The organism is Klebsiella sp. GFKo11 (assembly GCF_056490265.1).
Window position 1 is genome coordinate 4,188,504 of record NZ_CM151369.1, and the last position, 20,456, is coordinate 4,208,959.

14 protein-coding genes and 1 CRISPR repeat array are annotated in these 20,456 nt (G+C 53.4%); of the genes, 4 read left to right on the top strand and 10 right to left on the bottom strand.

The window, feature by feature from the left end; translation table 11 throughout:
• Window positions 1–9 precede the first annotated feature (9 nt).
• The 7 genes from csy3 to clpS all read right to left on the bottom strand — a co-directional run bounded on the left by csy3 (window position 10) and on the right by clpS (window position 11,037).
• Window positions 10–1,011, bottom strand: a complete 1,002-nt coding sequence (gene csy3, locus AC07P6_RS20350; protein WP_478314408.1) for a type I-F CRISPR-associated protein Csy3 — start codon at window positions 1,009–1,011, stop codon at window positions 10–12.
• A gap of 10 nt (window positions 1,012–1,021) precedes the next feature.
• Entirely contained in the window at window positions 1,022–1,957 is a 936-nt protein-coding gene (gene csy2 / locus AC07P6_RS20355) for a type I-F CRISPR-associated protein Csy2 (RefSeq protein ID WP_478314410.1), read from the bottom strand.
• Window positions 1,954–3,267: a type I-F CRISPR-associated protein Csy1 gene (csy1, locus tag AC07P6_RS20360; protein ID WP_478314412.1), complete on the bottom strand. Its 1,314-nt coding sequence runs from the start codon at window positions 3,265–3,267 to the stop codon at window positions 1,954–1,956. The genes csy2 and csy1 overlap by 4 nt, the downstream gene beginning before the upstream one ends.
• A gap of 17 nt (window positions 3,268–3,284) precedes the next feature.
• Complete coding sequence (gene cas3f / locus AC07P6_RS20365; RefSeq protein WP_478314414.1) at window positions 3,285–6,524, bottom strand: type I-F CRISPR-associated helicase Cas3f; 3,240 nt, start codon at window positions 6,522–6,524, stop codon at window positions 3,285–3,287.
• Window positions 6,521–7,504: a type I-F CRISPR-associated endonuclease Cas1f gene (cas1f, locus tag AC07P6_RS20370; RefSeq protein WP_478314416.1), complete on the bottom strand. Its 984-nt coding sequence runs from the start codon at window positions 7,502–7,504 to the stop codon at window positions 6,521–6,523. The genes cas3f and cas1f overlap by 4 nt, the downstream gene beginning before the upstream one ends.
• Window positions 7,505–7,696: 192 nt before the next feature.
• Window positions 7,697–8,024: a CRISPR direct-repeat array (repeat unit 28 nt; unit sequence TTTCTAAGCTGCCTGCACGGCAGTGAAC).
• A 381-nt stretch (window positions 8,025–8,405) separates the two neighbouring features.
• A complete protein-coding gene (gene clpA, locus AC07P6_RS20375) occupies window positions 8,406–10,688 on the bottom strand; it encodes an ATP-dependent Clp protease ATP-binding subunit ClpA (protein WP_181482853.1) in 2,283 nt (760 codons plus the stop codon).
• Between the two features lie 31 nt (window positions 10,689–10,719).
• Window positions 10,720–11,037: an ATP-dependent Clp protease adapter ClpS gene (gene clpS / locus AC07P6_RS20380; RefSeq protein ID WP_112214662.1), complete on the bottom strand. Its 318-nt coding sequence runs from the start codon at window positions 11,035–11,037 to the stop codon at window positions 10,720–10,722.
• A 324-nt stretch (window positions 11,038–11,361) separates the two neighbouring features.
• On the opposite strand from clpS, the gene cspD reads away from it, so the two are divergent.
• Complete coding sequence (gene cspD, locus AC07P6_RS20385; protein WP_110275216.1) at window positions 11,362–11,592, top strand: cold shock-like protein CspD; 231 nt, start codon at window positions 11,362–11,364, stop codon at window positions 11,590–11,592.
• Window positions 11,593–11,660: 68 nt separating this feature from the next.
• Here the strand turns inward: cspD and macB are convergent, their stop codons facing one another.
• From macB to AC07P6_RS20400, 3 genes are all read right to left on the bottom strand, one after another.
• Entirely contained in the window at window positions 11,661–13,607 is a 1,947-nt protein-coding gene (gene macB, locus AC07P6_RS20390) for a macrolide ABC transporter ATP-binding protein/permease MacB (protein ID WP_478314418.1), read from the bottom strand.
• Entirely contained in the window at window positions 13,604–14,719 is a 1,116-nt protein-coding gene (gene macA / locus AC07P6_RS20395; protein ID WP_434659532.1) for a macrolide transporter subunit MacA, read from the bottom strand. The genes macB and macA overlap by 4 nt, the downstream gene beginning before the upstream one ends.
• Window positions 14,720–14,885: 166 nt before the next feature.
• The gene (locus AC07P6_RS20400; RefSeq protein WP_478314420.1) at window positions 14,886–16,544 is read right to left on the bottom strand and encodes an ATP-dependent endonuclease; all 1,659 of its coding nucleotides are present in this window, start codon (window positions 16,542–16,544) and stop codon (window positions 14,886–14,888) included.
• 393 nt (window positions 16,545–16,937) lie between these two features.
• On the opposite strand from AC07P6_RS20400, the gene aqpZ reads away from it, so the two are divergent.
• The 3 genes from aqpZ (at window position 16,938) to hcp (ending at window position 20,446) form a co-directional block, all read left to right on the top strand.
• Window positions 16,938–17,633, top strand: a complete 696-nt coding sequence (gene aqpZ, locus AC07P6_RS20405) for an aquaporin Z (protein WP_181482857.1) — start codon at window positions 16,938–16,940, stop codon at window positions 17,631–17,633.
• 115 nt (window positions 17,634–17,748) lie between these two features.
• A complete protein-coding gene (locus tag AC07P6_RS20410) occupies window positions 17,749–18,648 on the top strand; it encodes a LysO family transporter (protein WP_182237567.1) in 900 nt (299 codons plus the stop codon).
• Window positions 18,649–18,793: 145 nt separating this feature from the next.
• A complete protein-coding gene (gene hcp / locus AC07P6_RS20415; protein ID WP_142512443.1) occupies window positions 18,794–20,446 on the top strand; it encodes a hydroxylamine reductase in 1,653 nt (550 codons plus the stop codon).
• The last annotated feature ends 10 nt before the right edge of the window (window positions 20,447–20,456 follow it).

Below are 20,456 nucleotides of genomic sequence, written 5' to 3' on the forward strand. Positions count from 1 at the left end.
GGCGGCTCCTTATTCGCTTTTCTCACCAAATACGCCACCGCGGATGAGAACCGCCATCACGTAATGCTGTTGTTCAACATCCGGCTTAACGCCCTTTGTCACCCAATTATCCAGCAGGGTGTAAAAATCCATCTTATCCTTCGGCTGACGACAGGCTACACCGCGGCTGGTCACCGAGCCGTACGGCTCCACCGCAATCGCCCCCAGTTCGTCAACTTTAGGGTGCCAGGTATCAATGGTGCGCAATGCATTACCGATTTTTTGCGAGTGGATCCCGGCAATACCCGCAACCTGATACAGCACACGGCTTTTACTGCTGTTGCTATCCAGCACCAGCTCTTGTGATGGGAAGACCTCTTGTCCTGCCCCCAGACGAACCTGAGCGGTGACCGTTAGCATTACCCATTCCTGGCCACGAAGCCCTTTTTCAATTAACGCAGAGAGAGAGGTGACCGCCGCATCGTCCTGCCCGAACTCACGCAGCGAGTAGTCATGACTGTTAAATACCCACGTCTGCTCTTGCGCGCTCACGCTAACCTGAACCTGTTCAGCGCCAATACGGTTGCGCCACAGAAAACGTCCGTTGGCGAGGTTAGCGGCGTAACGACGAGCCAGTTCAGCAAACCCCTGCTCGCTCACGTAGCCCTCAATCACCTGCTGAAGCGCATCCTGGTAAGCCATGTCGTTACATACTGATGGCGTAGATAAATTGCCCAGCACGCGTAGGGTAAAAACCACTTTCAAGGTGTCGGCATCGGCGGGTAACGCTGCCGTGTCTACACGCTGCAGGTTTGCTTTTTGGATCTCAGCATCCAATTTTGTCGGATCGCTGGCGATCGCATTTTTAAGTCGGTTCGAGATGGTTCCGCGAACCGCTTTTTCCTGAACGTCGATCGGTTTCCAGCATTCACTCTGCCAGTTCCCCGCATACATCATTGCATCGGAGGTAGCGAGCTTGCGCTCAAATGCCAGTACGGAAGCCGTTTTTACAGATACAGGGGCCTTTGCCATAGTTATGTCCTTATTCGAAATCGTCGTCTTCATTGAACGTAAAATCATCAGCAACAGGCGTAGCAGAACAGTAGTAGCCTGTGTCCTTCGTGCGATAGCGCCAGAAAAGCGGCTGAATATCGGCTACGCGATGTAGCCCGCGCCATTCACCTACGCCATAAACGGCCTCAGCGAACGCAAAGGGCGTCGTCGTATCGCGAACGTTGCCAACCTCGCCGGGAGCATACAGTTGAGAAATGCGCTGATACCCGCACATCAGCGGTACCAGGTAGCCCGGCATGGGTTTGGGTTGATAGTCCCAGCGCGCACTATCCCCTTCTGCCAGCGGTACGGCTTGATATTTGATTGCGGCAAAATCCAGCCAGGCATCCAGTAAAGTGCTTTCCGGGTGCTGCTGTCGTCGTGCATCATGATGCTCCATCAACCATTCGCTGCGATCGTAGAGCGCAAAACCCGGCATTAGCCGCCAGAGGATCTGACGCAGTTGCTGTTCATTATCAGGTGCATGAAATATCTGCGGATCGCGCATACTGACAATGCTTCCCCCCGCCAGCTTCTGGCTCTGACAGAGCATTTTCAGGTCTGAACACAGTGCAGTTTTGCCATAATCGCCATTGGTTATCTCCCCCTGACACTCAATCAGCAGGGAGACCGTGAGGTGCATTCGCCCCTCTTCGTTAAAAGAGGCCGTTTTTCCCTCTTTGGTCAGCGGGTTGCGGGTTAACGCAAACTGGTAGTCCCGCCCGGAGGTATAAGCCTGGACATGTTGTTCATGACTGATAACCGCACAGCCTGTGAATCGCACGCGATACCCGGCGTTAACCTTACGGGAAAGTGCGTGAACGTAGCCCAGAAAGTGGGTCATCGCCGGGAAACCCCAGGTCAGTCCGGATACCGCATTGGCATTCTCAACACGTACATGGGGCAATAAAACCAGGTAACTCATTTCAGCGCCTCCTGCACAATAGCTTCCATTTCGCGCATCCGCTTGCGAAATAGCGATTGGGTTCGCCATTCCCGACGTTCCACAATACCGACATCCAGACGCGCTTTGTTCAGACGCTGATTCAGCCAGCGCGCAAAATCATCCGCGACATGTAATTGCCAGTCACCTTTTTCACGCTCAAGGCGAAAGGTTTCGTCTATTTCACCGCGCCAAGGATCGAGCCAAAGCTGCTGATGAAGGGGTAAATCAGGGCTGTTGTCGCTCCAGCCCTGCCACTCTTCCTGCTGGAAAGTGGAGGCATGCATAAACAGCAGATCGATAAGTTCGTCGACGTATCTCGCTCGTGCACCGCGAATATGGCGATTATTTTTATCGGCATTCTCTTTCAACAGAAAAACCATTTGCGAAACAATCCCGGATGCAGCGCGGTTAAAGACCCCGCGTAGCGCAAAGAGATTAGCCATATTTTTCGGCGCGCTTTCCAGCGTCCTCCACTTAGGCGGTTGCGACGCCAGCAGCCAGACCCGCCCACCGCGCGAGCTGTTTAGCGCAGAAATATTCTGCGGCTTGGTGCCGCCAAAATGCATTTCGGCAAGATTGGTATAGCGCACATCGGGCTGCTCATGCCATTTGCCAGCCCGGTGAGCCTCACGCACCGCTTTTGCCTCTTCGCCAAATCGCGCTGCGACCATCTTTTCATGCATCGCCTGGGCCAGAGACGTGGCAAACAGCGGGGACAACAGGTGATAACCCTCACCAACGGGAAAATAGATCTGTTTGGCGAGTTTATGCGAAGAGGGTTGAGCCGGAATTAACGCCTGATTAAACCCAGCAACCCACTGCGCCAGTTGAGCTTCGTTTTCGGCAAAAGCCATCAGCGGACGATGTTCACCGCGTTTCAGGCACGCCAGCAGCGAGTCGCCATCCACATTGGTTTGCAGCAGTTTTGCCACATCCAGGGCTGCTGCGTTTCCGACCGCATCGGCGGAGAGCTGAGGTAACGCTGCGGTGCTTAAATAGCCCTCATCGCCCGGCGTTTTGCGGTAAATGCTGCTGCTTTTTGAGTCGCCGTGGGTGAACTTCGCCGCATGGGTGACAAGGCTGATTTGCCCTGCCCGTCTTGCCGCATCCGTTAGCCAGCTGCGCGGCTGATATTTTACTTCAAGGTCTTGGCGCTCCTGCGCAATCGCGCTGGCGTCTTCACCCTGAGCCAGCCGTTTTGCCGCCTCTTTTTCGAAGGCTTCTAATTTGGGTTGCCTTCGAGAGGCGATGTAGTCGGTAATAAAGGTGGTCAGTGCTTCGTTTGTCATAACTGCTCCTGACATCGTTAATGTATATCCCTGTAAACACCCAGCCACGGGTGATAATTCCAGTCGCTGATAGCGTCCTCCTCATGACTCACTGGTACCCGAATCTCGCCAAACATGGCTCCCACGCGGTCAATTTCAACGTCCTGCGCTTCTGCCAGCGCCAGCATCACCTCTCTGTAATCCACGCTCCCCCAGCAGGCTACGCCGTCGGCATATTCCTGGGCCTGAAATACAAATTTATCAGAGGCTTTGACGCTGCCGTCTTCAGCGAAATAAGCAAAGCAGGGCTCACTCTCCTCATCATCCATATAAAGGAAAAATGGGGCGTCCGGCTGCGACTGACGAAACGGCGTTTTGCGCTGCATCCAGCCGCTCCAGGTCACAGGCTCACGCCACCAGCTTGCTGCAATCACCTGCCGACTTTTGCTGCTCAGTAATTCATTCTTTAGCCGTTTATGTTCCAGCCCAGCCAGTTGGTTTTCACCCTTTGCAGGCAAAATTCTCGGCAGCGCGTTAATCGTTTGATAATCCTGCAGCGGCAGCAGTTCGCGCAGATCGTAGCTCATTAGCAGATGGGTTTTATTTTCAAATCCCGGCTTGCAGAAGGCGGGGGACTGATTGCGTAAGGTCCGAATATTGTGGCTCAGGATCGCCAGATTCTCCCTCTCAGGAACCTGGCGACGGTGGCGCTGAACACGACCGGCAAACTGAATGATGGAACGCATCGAGCTGGGCTCAATAATGCCCCAGCTGGCGTCCCAATCGCGCCCGACCTCCATGACGGATGTCCCTAGCACCACGAAAAGATGATGTTTTTCAGGGTGGCTGCGAAGCGCTTTTTCAACAGCCGGGTGCTGCCAGAGCAAATCGGGCTGGTGGCGAGTAAAAGCATCGTCCAGGCACGTTTCGATAGCTGAACGGACCGCCAGCGGATGCCGACTGTGATATACACAATAATGAATACAAACGTCTTGTGGGGAAGGCATCGCAAAAAGCGCTTTTGCTACCGCCACCAGCGGATTGATATTCGCCAGACGCACCAGACCCAGCGATACGGTTTTACCGCTTTTGTGCAGTTCCTTGTGCGCCTGATGAAGGCTCAACATTTGCGTATGGATGGCTTGTGCAACGCTCGCAATAACATCAGCAACCTCAGAAGATTCCTGGCATACAGGTGCAATCCGGCCAAAATGCAGCCTCGGTTTCGCCGCCAGCATCTTTGCACGTTGTCCAATAAACGTTTTATGCGTCTCGCTAAAAGCCCGCCCATCAGCTATCTGCTCAGCACACGCATTTTTCTCATCAAACCAGGCACAGCAGAGATTGACGGGCCTGTCGCTAATCCCGCAGGACGCTTGCCAGATTTTTCGCCCAGCCAGATACGCGGCAAACAGCGCCTGGATCAGGTCCGGCGGCAGCGTAGCCGATAACAGCAGCACGCGGCTTCCCAGCATCCCGGCCCAGTTCACCAGGCGGCAGACCGCATGAAGATCGGCAATATCAAAATCATCTGGCTCGTCCAGCACCAAATCGCTGGTCAGCAACCGCAGCATCCCGGGAAGCTGCTTTCCGCCCCGCACGCCTTCCGTCGCCGGGATCAGGTGATCGAGAGTGGTAACCAGCACGGGCGCACTGACCAGCGCCGATAATTTATCGTCGCCGCTCAGCCATTTTTCCAGAACCCCTGGCTGTGTACTGCCCGCATACTGCACATACTGTCGCTCCTCAGACAAACTTTCCGCCGAGGCGCTACCCCGGTCGGGTTCCGTTCGCTGCTTCTGCTGCCATAATTGCGTTACCGCCGCCGAACCGATCAGCACCGCCAGGTCGTCGTCATCCAGTTTCAGACGACTACGCAAAGCATCTCCGGTCTGTAGCGTCAACGTTCGCAGCCCCAGCGCGACGGTAAAGCGGCAGCCTTCCTGTTCATCCGCTAGCGCATACATAATTCGCGCATTGGCGAACGTTTTTCCGCAGCCGGTAGAGGCCATATTGACGCCAACAAATCCTTCTTCCCGGCTCCGCTCACGCAGCGCGACGGCCACGTCCCACGCTTTATTCTGCCAGTGGAATAGCGGATTTGCCGCCCGTTCCCGGAAGCCTTTGTGCCGCGCAATGGCCGGAAGTGAGGAACGAACGCGCATCAGTTGCCGCCCCAAAAGTAACGCATGATGTGCCACACCACAAAGATGCTCATCCACCCGCTGTTTCAGCGCACCGCTGTTACGATCGCTGTTGGCCCAGATACAATATTTCGGATCCTGCCATCGTGGCTGTGGATCGCTGGCGGAATAAAAGTGATCGGCCAGCATCAGACAAAAACGCGCCATATGCAGCGTGAACAGCCGATCCATCTGCCCCCAGTGCTGCAATGCCACAGCATTTTTAGCGCGTCGGGCAATCTGCCTGGCTTTTTCTCGCCAGGTGAGACTTTGCAACGGCGTTCCCTGCATAAAGGTCCAGACCTTACGAAAGTCGATTTCTGACCATTCGTCGCCGTCATGATTCAGGGCATTCCAGTCAGCGTTAAGCTGGTTCTCCAGCCAGCGGCCGCAATCCTCCGACGACTCGTGGCACTTACTGCGTAAATTTTCGGGCAGACGATGATGGGACAACATCAGCCAGGCAATCACTTTCGCCAGCGGAGGAAGCGTGCGGAAAGGACTGTCGGAAAAGTGCGGATTATCTTTACGCAGCCTGGCGAGTAGTTCAGCGTCATCATCCGGCGAAAGCGTTTCAAGTTTAGCCAGCCATTGCTCATCATCTTGTTCGCCGACAAATGCCTGAAACAGACGAACAGAAACCCATTCATGCCGGTAAGGCTGGAAGCTTTTAGCACTTTTACCCGTCAGGCTTTCCTGAAAACAGCGACCCGATTTACCAAAATCATGAAACAACCCGGCAATAGCGGCCAGCAATGCGATACTTTCGGTGCATTGCCAACGCTGGCCCTCATCAGAAACCCAGCGCGAAGAGGTGGTGCGATGAGTCGGTACTCTCCCCTGCGCATTAAAACGACGGGAATTGCCGACGATCCACATTAGCTCAGACTGCCCGCTCTTTTTTATCCAGTGGCAGGCAACCGCCGTATTGCGTCGCGCGGTTTTGCGTAGCAATTTGCGAAGGGTTGTGAGCCCTTCCATCGTGATAGCAGTTTGCCAGGCGCTGCTTCCCATACGCTCAGCAAACTGATCGATAATACGACAACTCTCTTCTCTGGCCTTCTTCGTGCATTGCGAGATAATCAGTACATTCATTCTGTACTCCCGCTCACTTCGGCCGCGGTTTCCTGAAGCGCGGTAATCATTAAATCAAGCGCGTCTGCCTGCTGAAAATGATTAATGCAGGCCTGCCTGAAAGCCTTATCATCATCACCCTGCATGGCGGAGATAAATGCCTGCGACATCACCAGCGCATCTTTTATTAAATCGGCAATATCAAAGACCAGCCCGCCGCGCCGGGTTTTGCCATGCATAACGGCCAGACCGTGAGGGATACCGGTGACCCACGCGGCGACGGCTGCAAGTCCATAGGCCAGGTAATTCCCCTGATCGAGGAAACGATTCGCCAGATCAATACCACCACCGCGTTTTGCGCGTTTAAAATCGCTATAACCAACGGCCTGACTCACGAGCTTATATAAGGCCTTTGTTAGTTGCGCTTCCTGCAGCATCAACGCAGTATGATCGGTGGCCTCATCCATTCCGATACGCGCACGTTCAGTTAATATTAATAATCTCTCATTATCGATAGAGAACATTTTTTCGCGCTGCATTCGGTTGCCAGACCAGTGTTTTTTAATTTGTGCGAGACGGATATTTTGAAAACATTTCGCCGCCTGTAAGCGCTTTGACTCCGTAAACCAGAATGAGACCCAGCGCTGCAAATACTCCGTTGGTCGATATTCACTTTGTGGCGATAGCCAGGAAACATCAATATCGACTTCATTTGCCGCATATAACGGTGTTCCATCCGTACCGCAAAACCCCACCATGACGCCCGCGCGGGCGAATTCAAGCATTGCCGCCTGGCTTACCGATGTTCCCATCCCTAGCATAATTGCCGTGGTGTTCGCGATCGGGATATTCCAGTAATAAGATTCGCGCCCCTCGCTGGTGACATATTCCACCCTACCCCCATTGACCTGCACCCGACATTTTTCCAGGTAGTAAATATTGGCGCGTTTTGAATGAAGAATCGTTTTTAAATCAGAGGGGGCAATATATTTCGCGGTCATAGTCACGTCCTGTGGCTCAATGTCGATGACTGTTTATAAAAACAGTATATTAGATATAATATTTTGACATTAATCCCAAATTTGAAAATAAATTATTATTTTTAGTTCCCGATTCGGGGATGGAAATTGGGTTTTTATGGCTGCCTGTGCGGCAGTGAACTTCCTCAAACCGGCACATGGTTATTGCAGAAATTTCTAAGCTGCCTGTACGGCAGTGAACCCTGACGTGCTCGTGGGCGGTACGCCGTGCCATTTCTAAGCTGCCTGCACGGCAGTGAACTTTCAGCGCCCGGCCAAACGCCTGAGTGATTATTTCTAAGCTGCCTGCACGGCAGTGAACTGCTTTTTTTACAGACATAGAGCACCGCATCATTTCTAAGCTGCCTGCACGGCAGTGAACAAGAATCCCCGATAGTGTAAAAGCCGATTTTTTTTCTAAGCTGCCTGCACGGCAGTGAACACCGTAGGGGATGAATATACCTTCATGCCTGGTTTCTAAGCTGCCTGCACGGCAGTGAACTGGACAGACCACGCCCTACCATATTGTTATTACTGAAATTAATCAACAAACCCCTCTATAACCCTAATTTTCCCCCATGATCCCCCTCTATTTAAAAATCAAAGAGTTAAAAAAACGCCAATAAAAAGGGTCCAGTGCACAGGCGTAAAAAAACCGGCCCTCGGCCGGTTCAGATTGCTGACAAAGTTCGTTCTTGTGGAATTGCCCGGTGGCGGCTAGTGCCTTACCGGGCCTACGGAAAGTGCATAACTTGATGATATTGGTGGTTTTGTAGGTCGGGTAAGGCGCTAGCCGCCACCCGACAAGAATACGGCACCTTATCTAAATCATCAGTCTCAACCGGCCCTGAGGCCGGTTTCCCGTGTTTAACACAAGAGCATGTTAATGCGCCGCTTCCGGTTTGTGCTTCTGCGCACTCTGGAACTCGTAGGTCAACGCGTTTTTCTCTTTATCCAGCTCAACGGTCACCTGGCCGCCGTCAACCAGTGAGCCAAACAGCAGCTCGTTGGCCAGCGGTTTCTTCAGATTGTCCTGAATCACCCGCGCCATCGGACGTGCGCCCATAGCCCGGTCGTAGCCTTTCTCTGCCAGCCAATCACGAGCTTCCTGGCTGACTTCCAAAGACACGCCTTTCTGATCCAGTTGAACCTGCAGCTCGACGATAAACTTATCCACCACCTGATGAATAACCGTCGTAGACAGATGATCGAACCAGATAATGTTGTCGAGACGGTTGCGGAACTCCGGCGTAAATATCTTCTTGATCTCATCCATCGCATCCGGGCTATTGTCCTGATGGATAAGGCCAATGGATTTACGCTCGGTTTCACGCACCCCGGCATTGGTGGTCATCACCAGCACCACGTTGCGGAAATCCGCTTTGCGACCGTTATTATCCGTCAGCGTTCCGTTATCCATCACCTGCAGCAGCAGGTTAAAGACGTCCGGGTGCGCTTTTTCGATTTCATCAAGCAGCAGCACCGCGTGCGGATGTTTGATAACCGCATCGGTCAGCAGCCCGCCCTGATCGAAGCCAACGTAGCCCGGAGGCGCACCGATTAAACGGCTGACGGTATGACGTTCCATATATTCGGACATATCAAAACGCAGCAGTTCAATACCCAGCGACTTCGCCAGTTGCACGGTCACCTCGGTTTTCCCAACCCCGGTCGGCCCGGCGAACAGGAAAGAACCAACAGGTTTATGATCATGACCCAGTCCGGCGCGCGCCATCTTGATGGCTTCGGTTAACGCTTCAATCGCCTTATCCTGGCCAAAGACCAGCATTTTCAGACGATCGCTGAGGTTTTTTAGCGTATCGCGATCGCTGCGGGAAACACTCTTCTCAGGAATACGCGCAATGCGCGCCACCACGGATTCGATATCCGCCACGTTGACCGTTTTTTTACGCTTGCTGACCGGCATTAAGCGCGCACGCGCACCGGCTTCGTCAATCACGTCAATTGCCTTATCCGGCAGATGACGATCGTTAATATATTTCACCGCCAGCTCGACCGCCGCACGCACCGCTTTCGCGGTATAACGCACGTCGTGGTGCGCTTCGTACTTCGGCTTCAGGCCGTTGATAATCTGCACCGTCTCTTCCACGGAAGGTTCGGTTATATCAATTTTCTGGAAACGACGCGCCAGCGCGCGATCTTTTTCAAAGATATTGCTGAACTCCTGGTAGGTCGTCGACCCCATAACCCGAATTTTACCGCTGGAGAGCAGCGGCTTAATCAGGTTAGCGGCATCGACCTGCCCGCCAGAAGCGGCGCCCGCACCGATAATGGTGTGGATTTCATCAATGAACAGAATGCTGCTGGTATCTTGTTCCAGCTGTTTAAGCAGCGCTTTGAAACGTTTTTCAAAATCGCCGCGGTATTTGGTGCCTGCCAGCAGTGAGCCGATATCCAGCGAGTAGATAGTGCAATCAGCCATCACTTCCGGTACGTCACCCTGCACGATACGCCAGGCAAGCCCTTCAGCAATGGCGGTTTTACCGACACCGGATTCCCCCACCAGCAGCGGGTTGTTTTTACGACGACGGCACAGTACCTGAATAGCGCGTTCCAGCTCTTTCTCGCGACCGATCAGCGGGTCGATACCGCCAACGCGGGCAAGCTGATTGAGGTTGGTGGTGAAGTTTTCCATACGATCCTCCCCGCCTGCTTGCTCTTCGCTGCTGCTGGGCTGGCTTCCGCTGTTATCGGAAGACTGGCTCGGCTCGTCTTTACGCGTACCGTGAGAGATGAAGTTCACCACATCAAGTCGGCTGACTTCATGTTTACGCAGCAGGTATGCCGCCTGGGATTCCTGTTCGCTGAAAATCGCAACCAGCACATTGGCGCCGGTGACTTCGCTACGACCAGAAGACTGAACATGGAAAACGGCACGCTGCAACACGCGCTGGAAGCTCAGCGTCGGCTGAGTATCGCGCTCTTCTTCCGTTGCAGGCAGAACGGGTGTGGTCTGTTCGATGAAGGCTTCAAGTTCCTGACGCAGCGCGACCAGGTCCACGGAACACGCTTCAAGCGCTTCGCGGGCCGAAGGGTTGCTAAGCAGCGCCAGCAACAAGTGCTCGACGGTCATGAACTCATGACGGTGCTCGCGCGCTCTGGCGAAAGCCATGTTTAAACTGAGTTCCAGTTCTTGATTGAGCATAGGCACCTCCCCCAATTTTCGTTGCCTGAATTCAGGCTTTTTCTAGCGTACACAACAACGGATGCTCGTTCTCCCTCGCGTATTCGCTCACCATCGCAACTTTGGTTTCCGCGACTTCTGCGGTAAACACGCCGCAAATCGCTTTACCTTGATAGTGAACTGTAAGCATCAGTTGCGTTGCACGTTCAACATCATAAGAAAAGAATTTTTGTAACACGTCAATAACAAACTCCATTGGAGTGTAGTCATCATTGACCAATATCACTTTATACATAGATGGCGGTTTAAGCGCATCTTTAACTTCGTCCTCTACTAGCTGATCGAAGTCTAACCAGTCTCTCTTACTCATCGTCAGTGTTCATCATCGGTTGCTGTTGCCAACAGGCGGCCGCCTGTCGATGACCAGAGGCTATGCACATCACAAATCTACAATAGATCATAGATAACTATCATCTATTACTTCCATCCGCGATGTCTGTCACATTCCCCGGCAATAGCGTTAACTGCTTCAAATTTTGACGCATTTTTCACCGTCCCCCAACGTCAATTGCTTGACGCATTTCCTGATTTCTCTAAATTGTAGTGGCGAGAGTTGGCGAGCAAATGAACAACTCGTCACTCCACTACCGGTTCATTCCATCTTACCTATAAGATTTACGAAGGATGTCGAAGTATGGAAATGGGTACTGTTAAGTGGTTCAACAATGCCAAAGGGTTCGGTTTTATTTGCCCTGAGGGCGGCGGCGAAGACATTTTCGCCCATTACTCCACCATCCAGATGGATGGTTACAGAACGCTAAAAGCCGGACAAGCCGTTCGGTTCGATGTTCACCAGGGGCCAAAAGGTAATCACGCCAGCGTGATTGTCCCTGTAGAAGTAGAAGAAACGGAAACGGCCGCATAACTCTTTTGCTTCATTGTGTACATCCCGCCAGTAAAATGCCAGTCCTTCTGACTGGCATTTTTTTATCACTACTCGCGGGCCAGCGCATCAACAGGATCCAGTCGCGCGGCGTTGCGCGCCGGTAGCCAGCCAAATAAAACCCCGGTCAGCGTTGAACATAAAAATGCGGTTAATAACGCCAGCGGTGAGAAACCAATCTCCCAGCCGGGTAAAAACAGTTGCAACACAAAGGCTATCAGCAATGATAGCGTCACGCCCAGCGCGCCGCCGACCAGGCAAACCAGCACCGCCTCAATCAAAAATTGTTGCAGCACATCGCTGGCTCGCGCCCCGACCGCCATACGGATGCCAATTTCTCTCGTGCGTTCAGTCACCGAGACCAGCATGATGTTCATCACGCCAATCCCGCCGACCACCAGCGCAATCACCGCCACCAGCGTCAGAAACAGCTGTAATGTATGTGTGGTCCGTTCTGCGGTTTTCAAGATGTTGTCCATATTCCAGGTGAATACATCTTTTTTGCCGTGACGGAGCTCCAGTAAACGCAATAGCTGCTGCTCGGCAATCGTGCTGTCATAACCATCCCGCAGGCGCACGGTGATTGAGTTTAGCCAGGACTGTCCCATGACCCGGCCAGCCATTGTGGTATAGGGCAACCAAACGCGCAAAATTTTATTGCTGCCAAACATCGACTGTTTTTCTGCTGCGACGCCAATCACCGTCGCGGGCATATTGCCCACCAGAATGACTTCACCAACCACCTGAGCTTTATGCGGAAACAGCTGTCGACGCGCATTACTATCAAGCACCACCACCTGCGCGCGGCTATTTAACTGCAGCGCATTGAAGGTGTTACCTTCGCTAAAGGTCATGCCGTAGACGTTAAAATACTGCGCTCCCACGCCCTCTGCACTGGCGGCGACGTCAATATTGTTTGCCCGCAGGCGTAGGCTTTTTGATACCGCAGGCGTCGCCGAACTGACCCACGGCTGTTTCTGAATCGCCAGCAGGTCATCGTACTTCAACGCTTGCTGATAACGAGGGTCGTCGTCGCCAAAATCTTTACCGGGATAGACATCGATAGTGTTGGTGCCAATAGCACGAATATCCGCCAGCACCATCTGTTTGGCCGCATCGCCCACCACCACAATTGACACGACTGACGCAATGCCGATGATGATCCCGAGCATCGTCAGCAGGGTGCGCATTTTATTCGCCGCCATCGCCCGCCAGGCCATCACCAGCGCCTCACGAAAGCCGCTGCTGAACTGACGCCATGCCGAAGGCTCAGCCGCTGTGCGCTGGCGCAGCACGCCGCTTTGCGCGAAACTCAGGGCGGGAGGATTACGCACGATTTCGCCATCGTGGATTTCGATAACCCGCTCCGCCTGCGCCGCCACCTGCGGGTCATGGGTGACGATAATCACCGTATGTCCCTGCGCTTTCAGCTGGTGAAGGATCCCCATGACTTCTTCACCTGAACGACTGTCCAGGGCGCCAGTAGGTTCATCCGCCAGGATCACTTCGCCGCCGTTCATTAAGGCACGAGCAATACTCACTCGCTGCTGCTGGCCACCGGAAAGCTGCGAAGGCTGATATTCGGCCCTGTCGCCAAGCCCCAGCCGCACCAGTAGCTCATGAGCCCGGGCAAGGCGCGCTTTACGCTCCGCTCCGGCATAGACTGCCGGAACCTCCACGTTCTGTGCCGCAGTCAGATGTGATAACAGATGATAACGCTGGAAGATAAAACCAAAATGTTCCCGCCGCAGACGCGCCAGCTCATCGCCGTTAAGGCGGGCGACATCCGTCCCCGCCACCTGATAAGTGCCGCTGGTGGGCTTATCCAGACAGCCCAGAATATTCATCAGCGTGGATTTACCAGACCCGGATGCCCCGACGATCGCTACCATCTCTCCGGCGGCAATGCTCAACGTGATGCCTTTTAGCACATCGACGCTGCCTCCCCCGGATGGATAGCTGCGGCGGATATCACGCAGCTCCAGCAGCGCCGTCATTTCGCCGCTCCAGCCGCGCCTTCGCCGATAATCACTTCATCGCCCTCTTCCAGCCCTTTTACCACCGCCACATCGGTGTCATTACGCGCGCCAATGACGATTTCACGCTCTTTGGCTTCACCGTTTCGCAGCAAACGCACGTGGTAGCGGTTATCGCCGATGGCATCCCCTAGCGCACTCAGTGGAATCGTGATCACGTTTTTCACTTCAGAGAGCTGGATATGCACCTGAGCGGTCATCTCCAGGCGCAGAATACCCTGCGGGTTCGGTACTTCAAAACGGGCATAATAGAAAATGGCGTCATTGACCTTTTCCGGGGTCGGAAGAATATCCTTCAGCGTTCCTTCATAGCGAGTGAGCGGGTCGCCCAGCACGGTAAACCAGGCCTTTTGTCCCGGCTTAAGATGAATCACATCCGCTTCGGAAACCTGCGCTTTCACCAGCATGGTGCTGAGGTCTGCGAGAGTCAAAATATTCGGCGCCTGCTGGGCGGCGATGACCGTCTGCCCTTGTAGAGTGGTGATTTGCGTCACTTCCCCGGACATGGGCGCCAGAATTTTGGTGTAGTCGAGGTTAGTTTTCGCTGTATCCAGCGTTGCCTGATTGCGCTGAATTTGCGCTTCAATCGTGCCGATTTGCGCCTCTTTTACCGCTAAATCAGTCGCCGCAGTATCCAGGTCCTGGCGTGAAACCAACTGCCGTTGCGCCAGCTGCTGCTGGCGGCCCAGAGTGACTTCAGAGAGCTTACGTTCAGCCCGCGCCTGATTTAGCTGCGCCCGCAGCTCCATCAGCGTCGCCTCAACTTCTTTAATCTGGTTTTGCGCCTGCTCCGGGTCGATAACCCCCAGCAGTTGATCTTTTTTCACCTTATCGCCAATCTCGACGCGCAGCGTTTGTAGCTGCCCGCTCACCTGCGCGCCAACGTCCACTTTTTGTAACGCATCCAGCTTACCCGTCGCCAGTACGCTCTGCTGCAGGTCGCCTTTACGCACTACCAGCGTTTGATACTGCGGCAACGGCGCATTCAGTATTCGCCATCCCCAGATGGCGAGGGCCAGCACGACTATCGCCAGCAGCCACCAGACTTTCCTGCGCTTTCCATTTAATTTCATAAAAATTCCCGATGTTTTAACCCGCAGATCCAGACGACGATTCTATCGAAACCTGCAAACAACATAACTCTCATTTTTAGCTGTGCTTAATTTTTGTTTAACTGGAGTTGAAGCAAAGATAAGAAGAAGGGAGTGCCGGACGGGTGCCCGGCACCGATAAAACAGGTTAATCTGCCCGCCCGCGCGCCAGCCATAGGACGCGAGAAAACATTTTTTTCAGCAGCGCAGGGATAGCATCAACGCCGCGACGCCCGGCCTCCATTGCCACTTCAATCGCCAGATCTGGTTTTGACGAACGATGAATAGCTTTGGTTATCACCCGCCGCATGTTCATAGGAATATTCATCGGCAACTGCGCCACCCGGTGATAAACGTTATCAAACCCCTGGCGATACATAAAATGTTCCATATCCATCGCCGGTAACGTCGTCAAATGATCGCGCTCAAGAGTCCTGTCGTCGTTCAGCAGCCCACGAACCGTCGCGGCATATTTCTTCCCAGCCTCATCACCATCTACCAATACATGCCACTCAATTCCCATTCGCCGGGCGAATTTGATTAGCGGTTTTAACCCCGACTGGGCAAACTCAATGACCTTGACGCCTTCCGCATCAAAGTGATGACCACACTGGCGGGCCAGCTCGTTGATAACCCAAGTTTCCGTCTCCCCTTCTACCAGCAGCCAGCAGCGGGCAAACAGCGACGAGGAACGATTAAAACGGATATGAAACGCGATGCGCCGACTGTCTTCGGCATTCATTCCGCCAGGGCCAAGCCGCCAGGCGGCTACCCGAGAGGATTCGCGCACCAGACGACAAACGTGCTCGACGGGCGTTAGCGACAGCAGTTCGCCGGAATTAGTGGTAGTTATCCGCTGCAACGGCAGCAAGTTCAGCAAATGCCAGGCGACAGACAGCATGATGGGATGTAAACGGGTTTCAGGGTCCTCAACCAACAGCAGCGGTCGCGCGTCGCGATCGAGCCTTACCGTGCCTTTTGCCTGCAATAGGGTAGAAAACAAACCCAGCAAAATCACCCGATGGCTGCGGCCACCAGGTTTGTCGATCATGCGGTTAATAATATCCAGATAGCGCCAGCTGCGCTGTTCATCATGTGAATGGCGACGCATCAGACGGTTACGCGATTGCGCGCTGCTTTGCTCGGCGAAATAGTGTTCCAGTAACTGCACCATCGCCGAGAGGCCCTGACGTATCTGGCCATCTGTTAAATTTTGCGGATGATGAACCAGTTCACGAGAGAGAAAATCAAGCTGGCGAGCGGTAATCTCAATCTGCGGCGAATGCGGTACGGTGTCGTTATGGATCCGCCGCATAAAACGCGCGTCACGCAGGCGCAGCACCGGCATCAGTCGTACCAGGTGACGGGCCAGCTCATCGATATCGTCCAGATCCAGCGCTTCCCCTTCGCCGTTAATAAAGCTACGCAGGGTCATGACGCTATCGTCATCGGCAAGCTCCCCTTCCAGGCGATAGAAAACCCGCTGGTAGCCATCATCGCAGGGTACCCAGCAGTCGCTTAGAGGGCGATAGCGCCGAACACGGTGGCGACCAGGTTCATTTTCACGGAAAGTCAGAATGATATGCAGGTGACGCTCGCGCCCCTGAACATCTCCGGGCGGAAACCAAAAATCCTCGCGGACAAAATGGTAGAGATCAAACTCCGGCGACAAGAGCAGCGTCAGAGCGTCCAGCAGGCTCGATTTACCCCATGCGTTTTCGCCAATCAGTACGTTGTTTTGCTCAAGCATCAACGATAAGCGATTGATACCGCGAAAACCGACAATTTCGACGCGCTCAAGATGCATATATCCTCCGCTCGGTGGTCACTTTCTCCTTCAGTTATCAGCAGTATAGCGAGGCAAGCGGGAACATGACACTCCCGGAGCGTCTGGGGACTCCATCTCCCCGGCTTAAGAATTCAGAATGTGATTCTGCAGATATCACTTATTTCAGAAAATAATTCATCATTAAAAACCGTTATTTTAATCATTTTTGCTCTACACTTTTAAGAATTCACCATGGCAAAAGGAATACCATCACCTTGTTCTAAATCAAATTACATCAATTTATTTAACTAGTCCCCGGATGGCAATCGTCCCTAGAATAGCGACGCTTTATTTTAATCGTGATTCTTTGTGTCGATAAATAAAGGCCGGCACGATAGTTCGTGCTTGTTTATGTTTTTTATTGAGGTGGTTATGTTTAGAAAATTAGCAGCAGAATGCTTTGGTACATTCTGGCTGGTGTTCGGTGGTTGCGGTAGCGCTGTTTTGGCTGCAGCATTCCCGGAGCTGGGAATTGGTTTTGCCGGTGTCGCACTGGCCTTCGGTTTAACCGTATTAACCATGGCGTATGCCGTCGGTCATATTTCCGGCGGGCACTTTAACCCGGCGGTGACTTTAGGGTTATGGGCCGGTGGTCGTTTTCCGGCCAAAGACGTTATTGGTTATATTATCGCCCAGGTTGTCGGCGGTATTATCGCCGCCGCTATTCTGTATGTTGTCGCCAGCGGTAAAGCCGGCTTTGACGCCGCCGCCAGCGGATTCGCGTCTAACGGTTATGGCGAACATTCTCCAGGCGGTTTCTCTATGCTTTCCGCCATTGTTATTGAGATTGTCCTGACCTGCGGTTTCCTGCTGGTTATTCACGGTGCGACAGATAAAAATGCACCGGCTGGATTTGCCCCTATCGCTATTGGTCTGGCGCTGACCTTAATTCACCTGATCAGTATTCCAGTTACCAATACCTCCGTTAACCCGGCGCGTAGCACCGCGGTAGCTATTTTCCAGGGCGGTTGGGCATTGCAGCAGCTGTGGTTATTCTGGGTCATGCCGATTATTGGCGGCATCCTCGGCGGCGTGCTCTATCGCACCCTGCTGGAAAAACGCAATTAATTTCCCCCCAGGCCCGGCATTGTCGGGCCTTTCTTTCTTTCGACTACTTTACTCAGTCCGGGGATTTGGGTAGTGTCAGTGACGCTATTTTCATTCTGCAAGGACCATGTCGTTCATGTTTTCGGGATTACTCATCATTCTACTGCCGTTGGTCGTAGGCTACCTTATTCCTCTCCATCAGCCGTCCGCCCTTAAACTTATCACACGACTTCTGAGCTGGATTGTCTACGTTATCCTCTTTTTCATGGGGATTAGCCTCGCCTTTCTCGATAATCTGGCCAGCAACCTGCTGGCGATCCTGCATTATGCAGCGGTCAGCGTGGTCATTATTATGCTGTGCAATATTGCAGCCCTGATGTGGCTGGAGCAGAAAATGCCGTGGCAAAATAAGCATCGCCAGGAAAAATTACCCTCGCGTATCGCCATGGCTCTGGAATCCCTTCAACTGTGCGGCGTTGTGCTGGTTGGTTTCCTCGTTGGTCTGAGCGGCCTGTCTTTTTTACAACACGCCACCGAGGCCAGCGAATATACGCTGATCTTCCTTTTATTCCTCATCGGCATTCAGCTACGAAATAATGGAATGACGCTGCGGCAAATTGTGCTTAATCGTCGCGGCATGATTGTCGCGGTAGTGGTGATGGTCAGCTCATTATTGGGCGGCGTCATCAACGCCTTTATTCTCGACCTGCCGCTGAAAACTGGTCTGGCAATGGCTTCCGGATTCGGCTGGTATTCCCTCTCCGGGATCCTGCTGACCGAATCCTACGGGCCGGTAATTGGCAGCGCCGCATTCTTTAACGATCTCGCCCGAGAGCTGCTGGCCATTATGCTTATTCCCGGCCTCGTTCGCCGTAGTCGTTCAACAGCATTAGGTCTGTGCGGCGCGACGTCAATGGACTTTACGTTGCCGGTATTACAGCGTTCCGGCGGCGTGGAAATCGTCCCGGCTGCGATTGTTCACGGCTTTATCCTCAGCCTGCTGGTGCCAATTTTGATGGCATTGTTCTCCGCTTAATACTCCTCTGGCGGTAGGTCTCTACCGCCAATTTTGCGCTAAATCAATATCCCTGTAAGTTGTATCAGAAATACCTTTTCTCTACGCTCGCTCGGGCATAACCTTAAACATGTATATTAAATATAACTTTAAAAAAGGTGTGACCATGTTTTGTGTGCAATGTGAACAAACCATCCGTACCCCGGCAGGGAACGGCTGCTCTTACGCGCAGGGTATGTGCGGGAAAACAGCCGAAACGTCCGATCTGCAGGATCTGCTGATTGCTTCTCTGCAAGGCCTGTCCGCATGGGCGGTTAAAGCTCGTGAATACGGCATCATCGACCATGAAATTGATAACTTTGCGCCGCGTGCCTTCTTCTCCACGCTGACCAACGTTAACTTCGACTCCCCGCGTATCGTTGGTTACGCTCGTGAAGCTATTGCCATGCGCGACGCGCTTAAAGCTCAGTGTCTGAACATTGATGCCAACGCCGTGGTCACCAACCCAATGGCCGACCTGCAGCTGGTCAGCGACGATCTGGGCGACCTGCAGCGTCAGGCGGCAGAATTTACCCCAAATAAAGACAAGGCGGCGATTGGCGAAAACATTCTCGGCCTGCGCCTGCTGTGCCTGTACGGTCTGAAAGGCGCGGCAGCTTACATGGAGCACGCGCACGTTCTCGGGCAGTACGACAACGATATCTACGCCCAGTACCACAAGATTATGGCGTGGCTGGGCACCTGGCCTTCCGATATGAACGCTCTGCTGGAGTGCTCAATGGAAATCGGCCAGATGAACTTCAAAGTGATGAGCATTCTGGACGCGGGTGAAACCACCAAATACGGCCACCCGACACCAACTCAGGTCAACGTCAAAGCGACCGAAGGTAAATGCATCCTGATCTCTGGTCACGACCTGAAAGACTTGTACAACCTGTTGGTACAAACCGAAGGCACCGGCGTTAACGTCTACACCCACGGTGAAATGCTGCCAGCGCACGGTTACCCAGAACTGCGTAAATTCAAACATCTGATCGGTAACTACGGCAGCGGCTGGCAGAACCAGCAGGTAGAATTCGCTCGCTTCCCGGGCCCTATCGTGATGACCTCTAACTGCATCATCGACCCAACCGTTGGCGCGTACGATGACCGTATCTGGACCCGCAGCATCGTCGGCTGGCCGGACGTAAGCCACCTGGAAGGCGATGACTTCGCGCCGGTTATCACCCAGGCGCAGCAGATGGCGGGCTTCCCGTACAGCGAAATTCCGCACCTGATTACCGTCGGTTTCGGCCGTCAAACTCTGCTGGGCGCTGCTGATACGCTGATTGACCTGGTGAGCCGCGAAAAACTGCGTCATATCTTCCTCGTCGGCGGTTGCGACGGCGCGCGCGGTGAACGTAATTACTTCACCGACTTCGCCACCAGCGTACCGGACGACTGCCTGATCCTGACCCTGGCCTGCGGTAAATACCGTTTCAACAAACTGGATTTCGGCGACATCGAAGGCCTGCCGCGTCTGGTGGATGCAGGTCAGTGTAACGATGCTTATTCAGCCATCATCCTTGCGGTCACCCTGGCGGAAAAACTGGGCTGCGGCGTGAATGACCTGCCGCTGTCTCTGGTGCTCTCCTGGTTTGAGCAGAAGGCAATCGTGATTCTGCTGACCCTGCTGTCCCTGGGCGTAAAAAACATCGTCACCGGCCCGACTGCACCTGGCTTCTTCACTCCGGACCTGCTGGCAGTTCTCAACGAGAAATTTGGTCTGCGTTCCGTGACCACCGTTGAAGAAGACATGAAGCAGTTGCTGAGCGCATAAGGAGTATTAG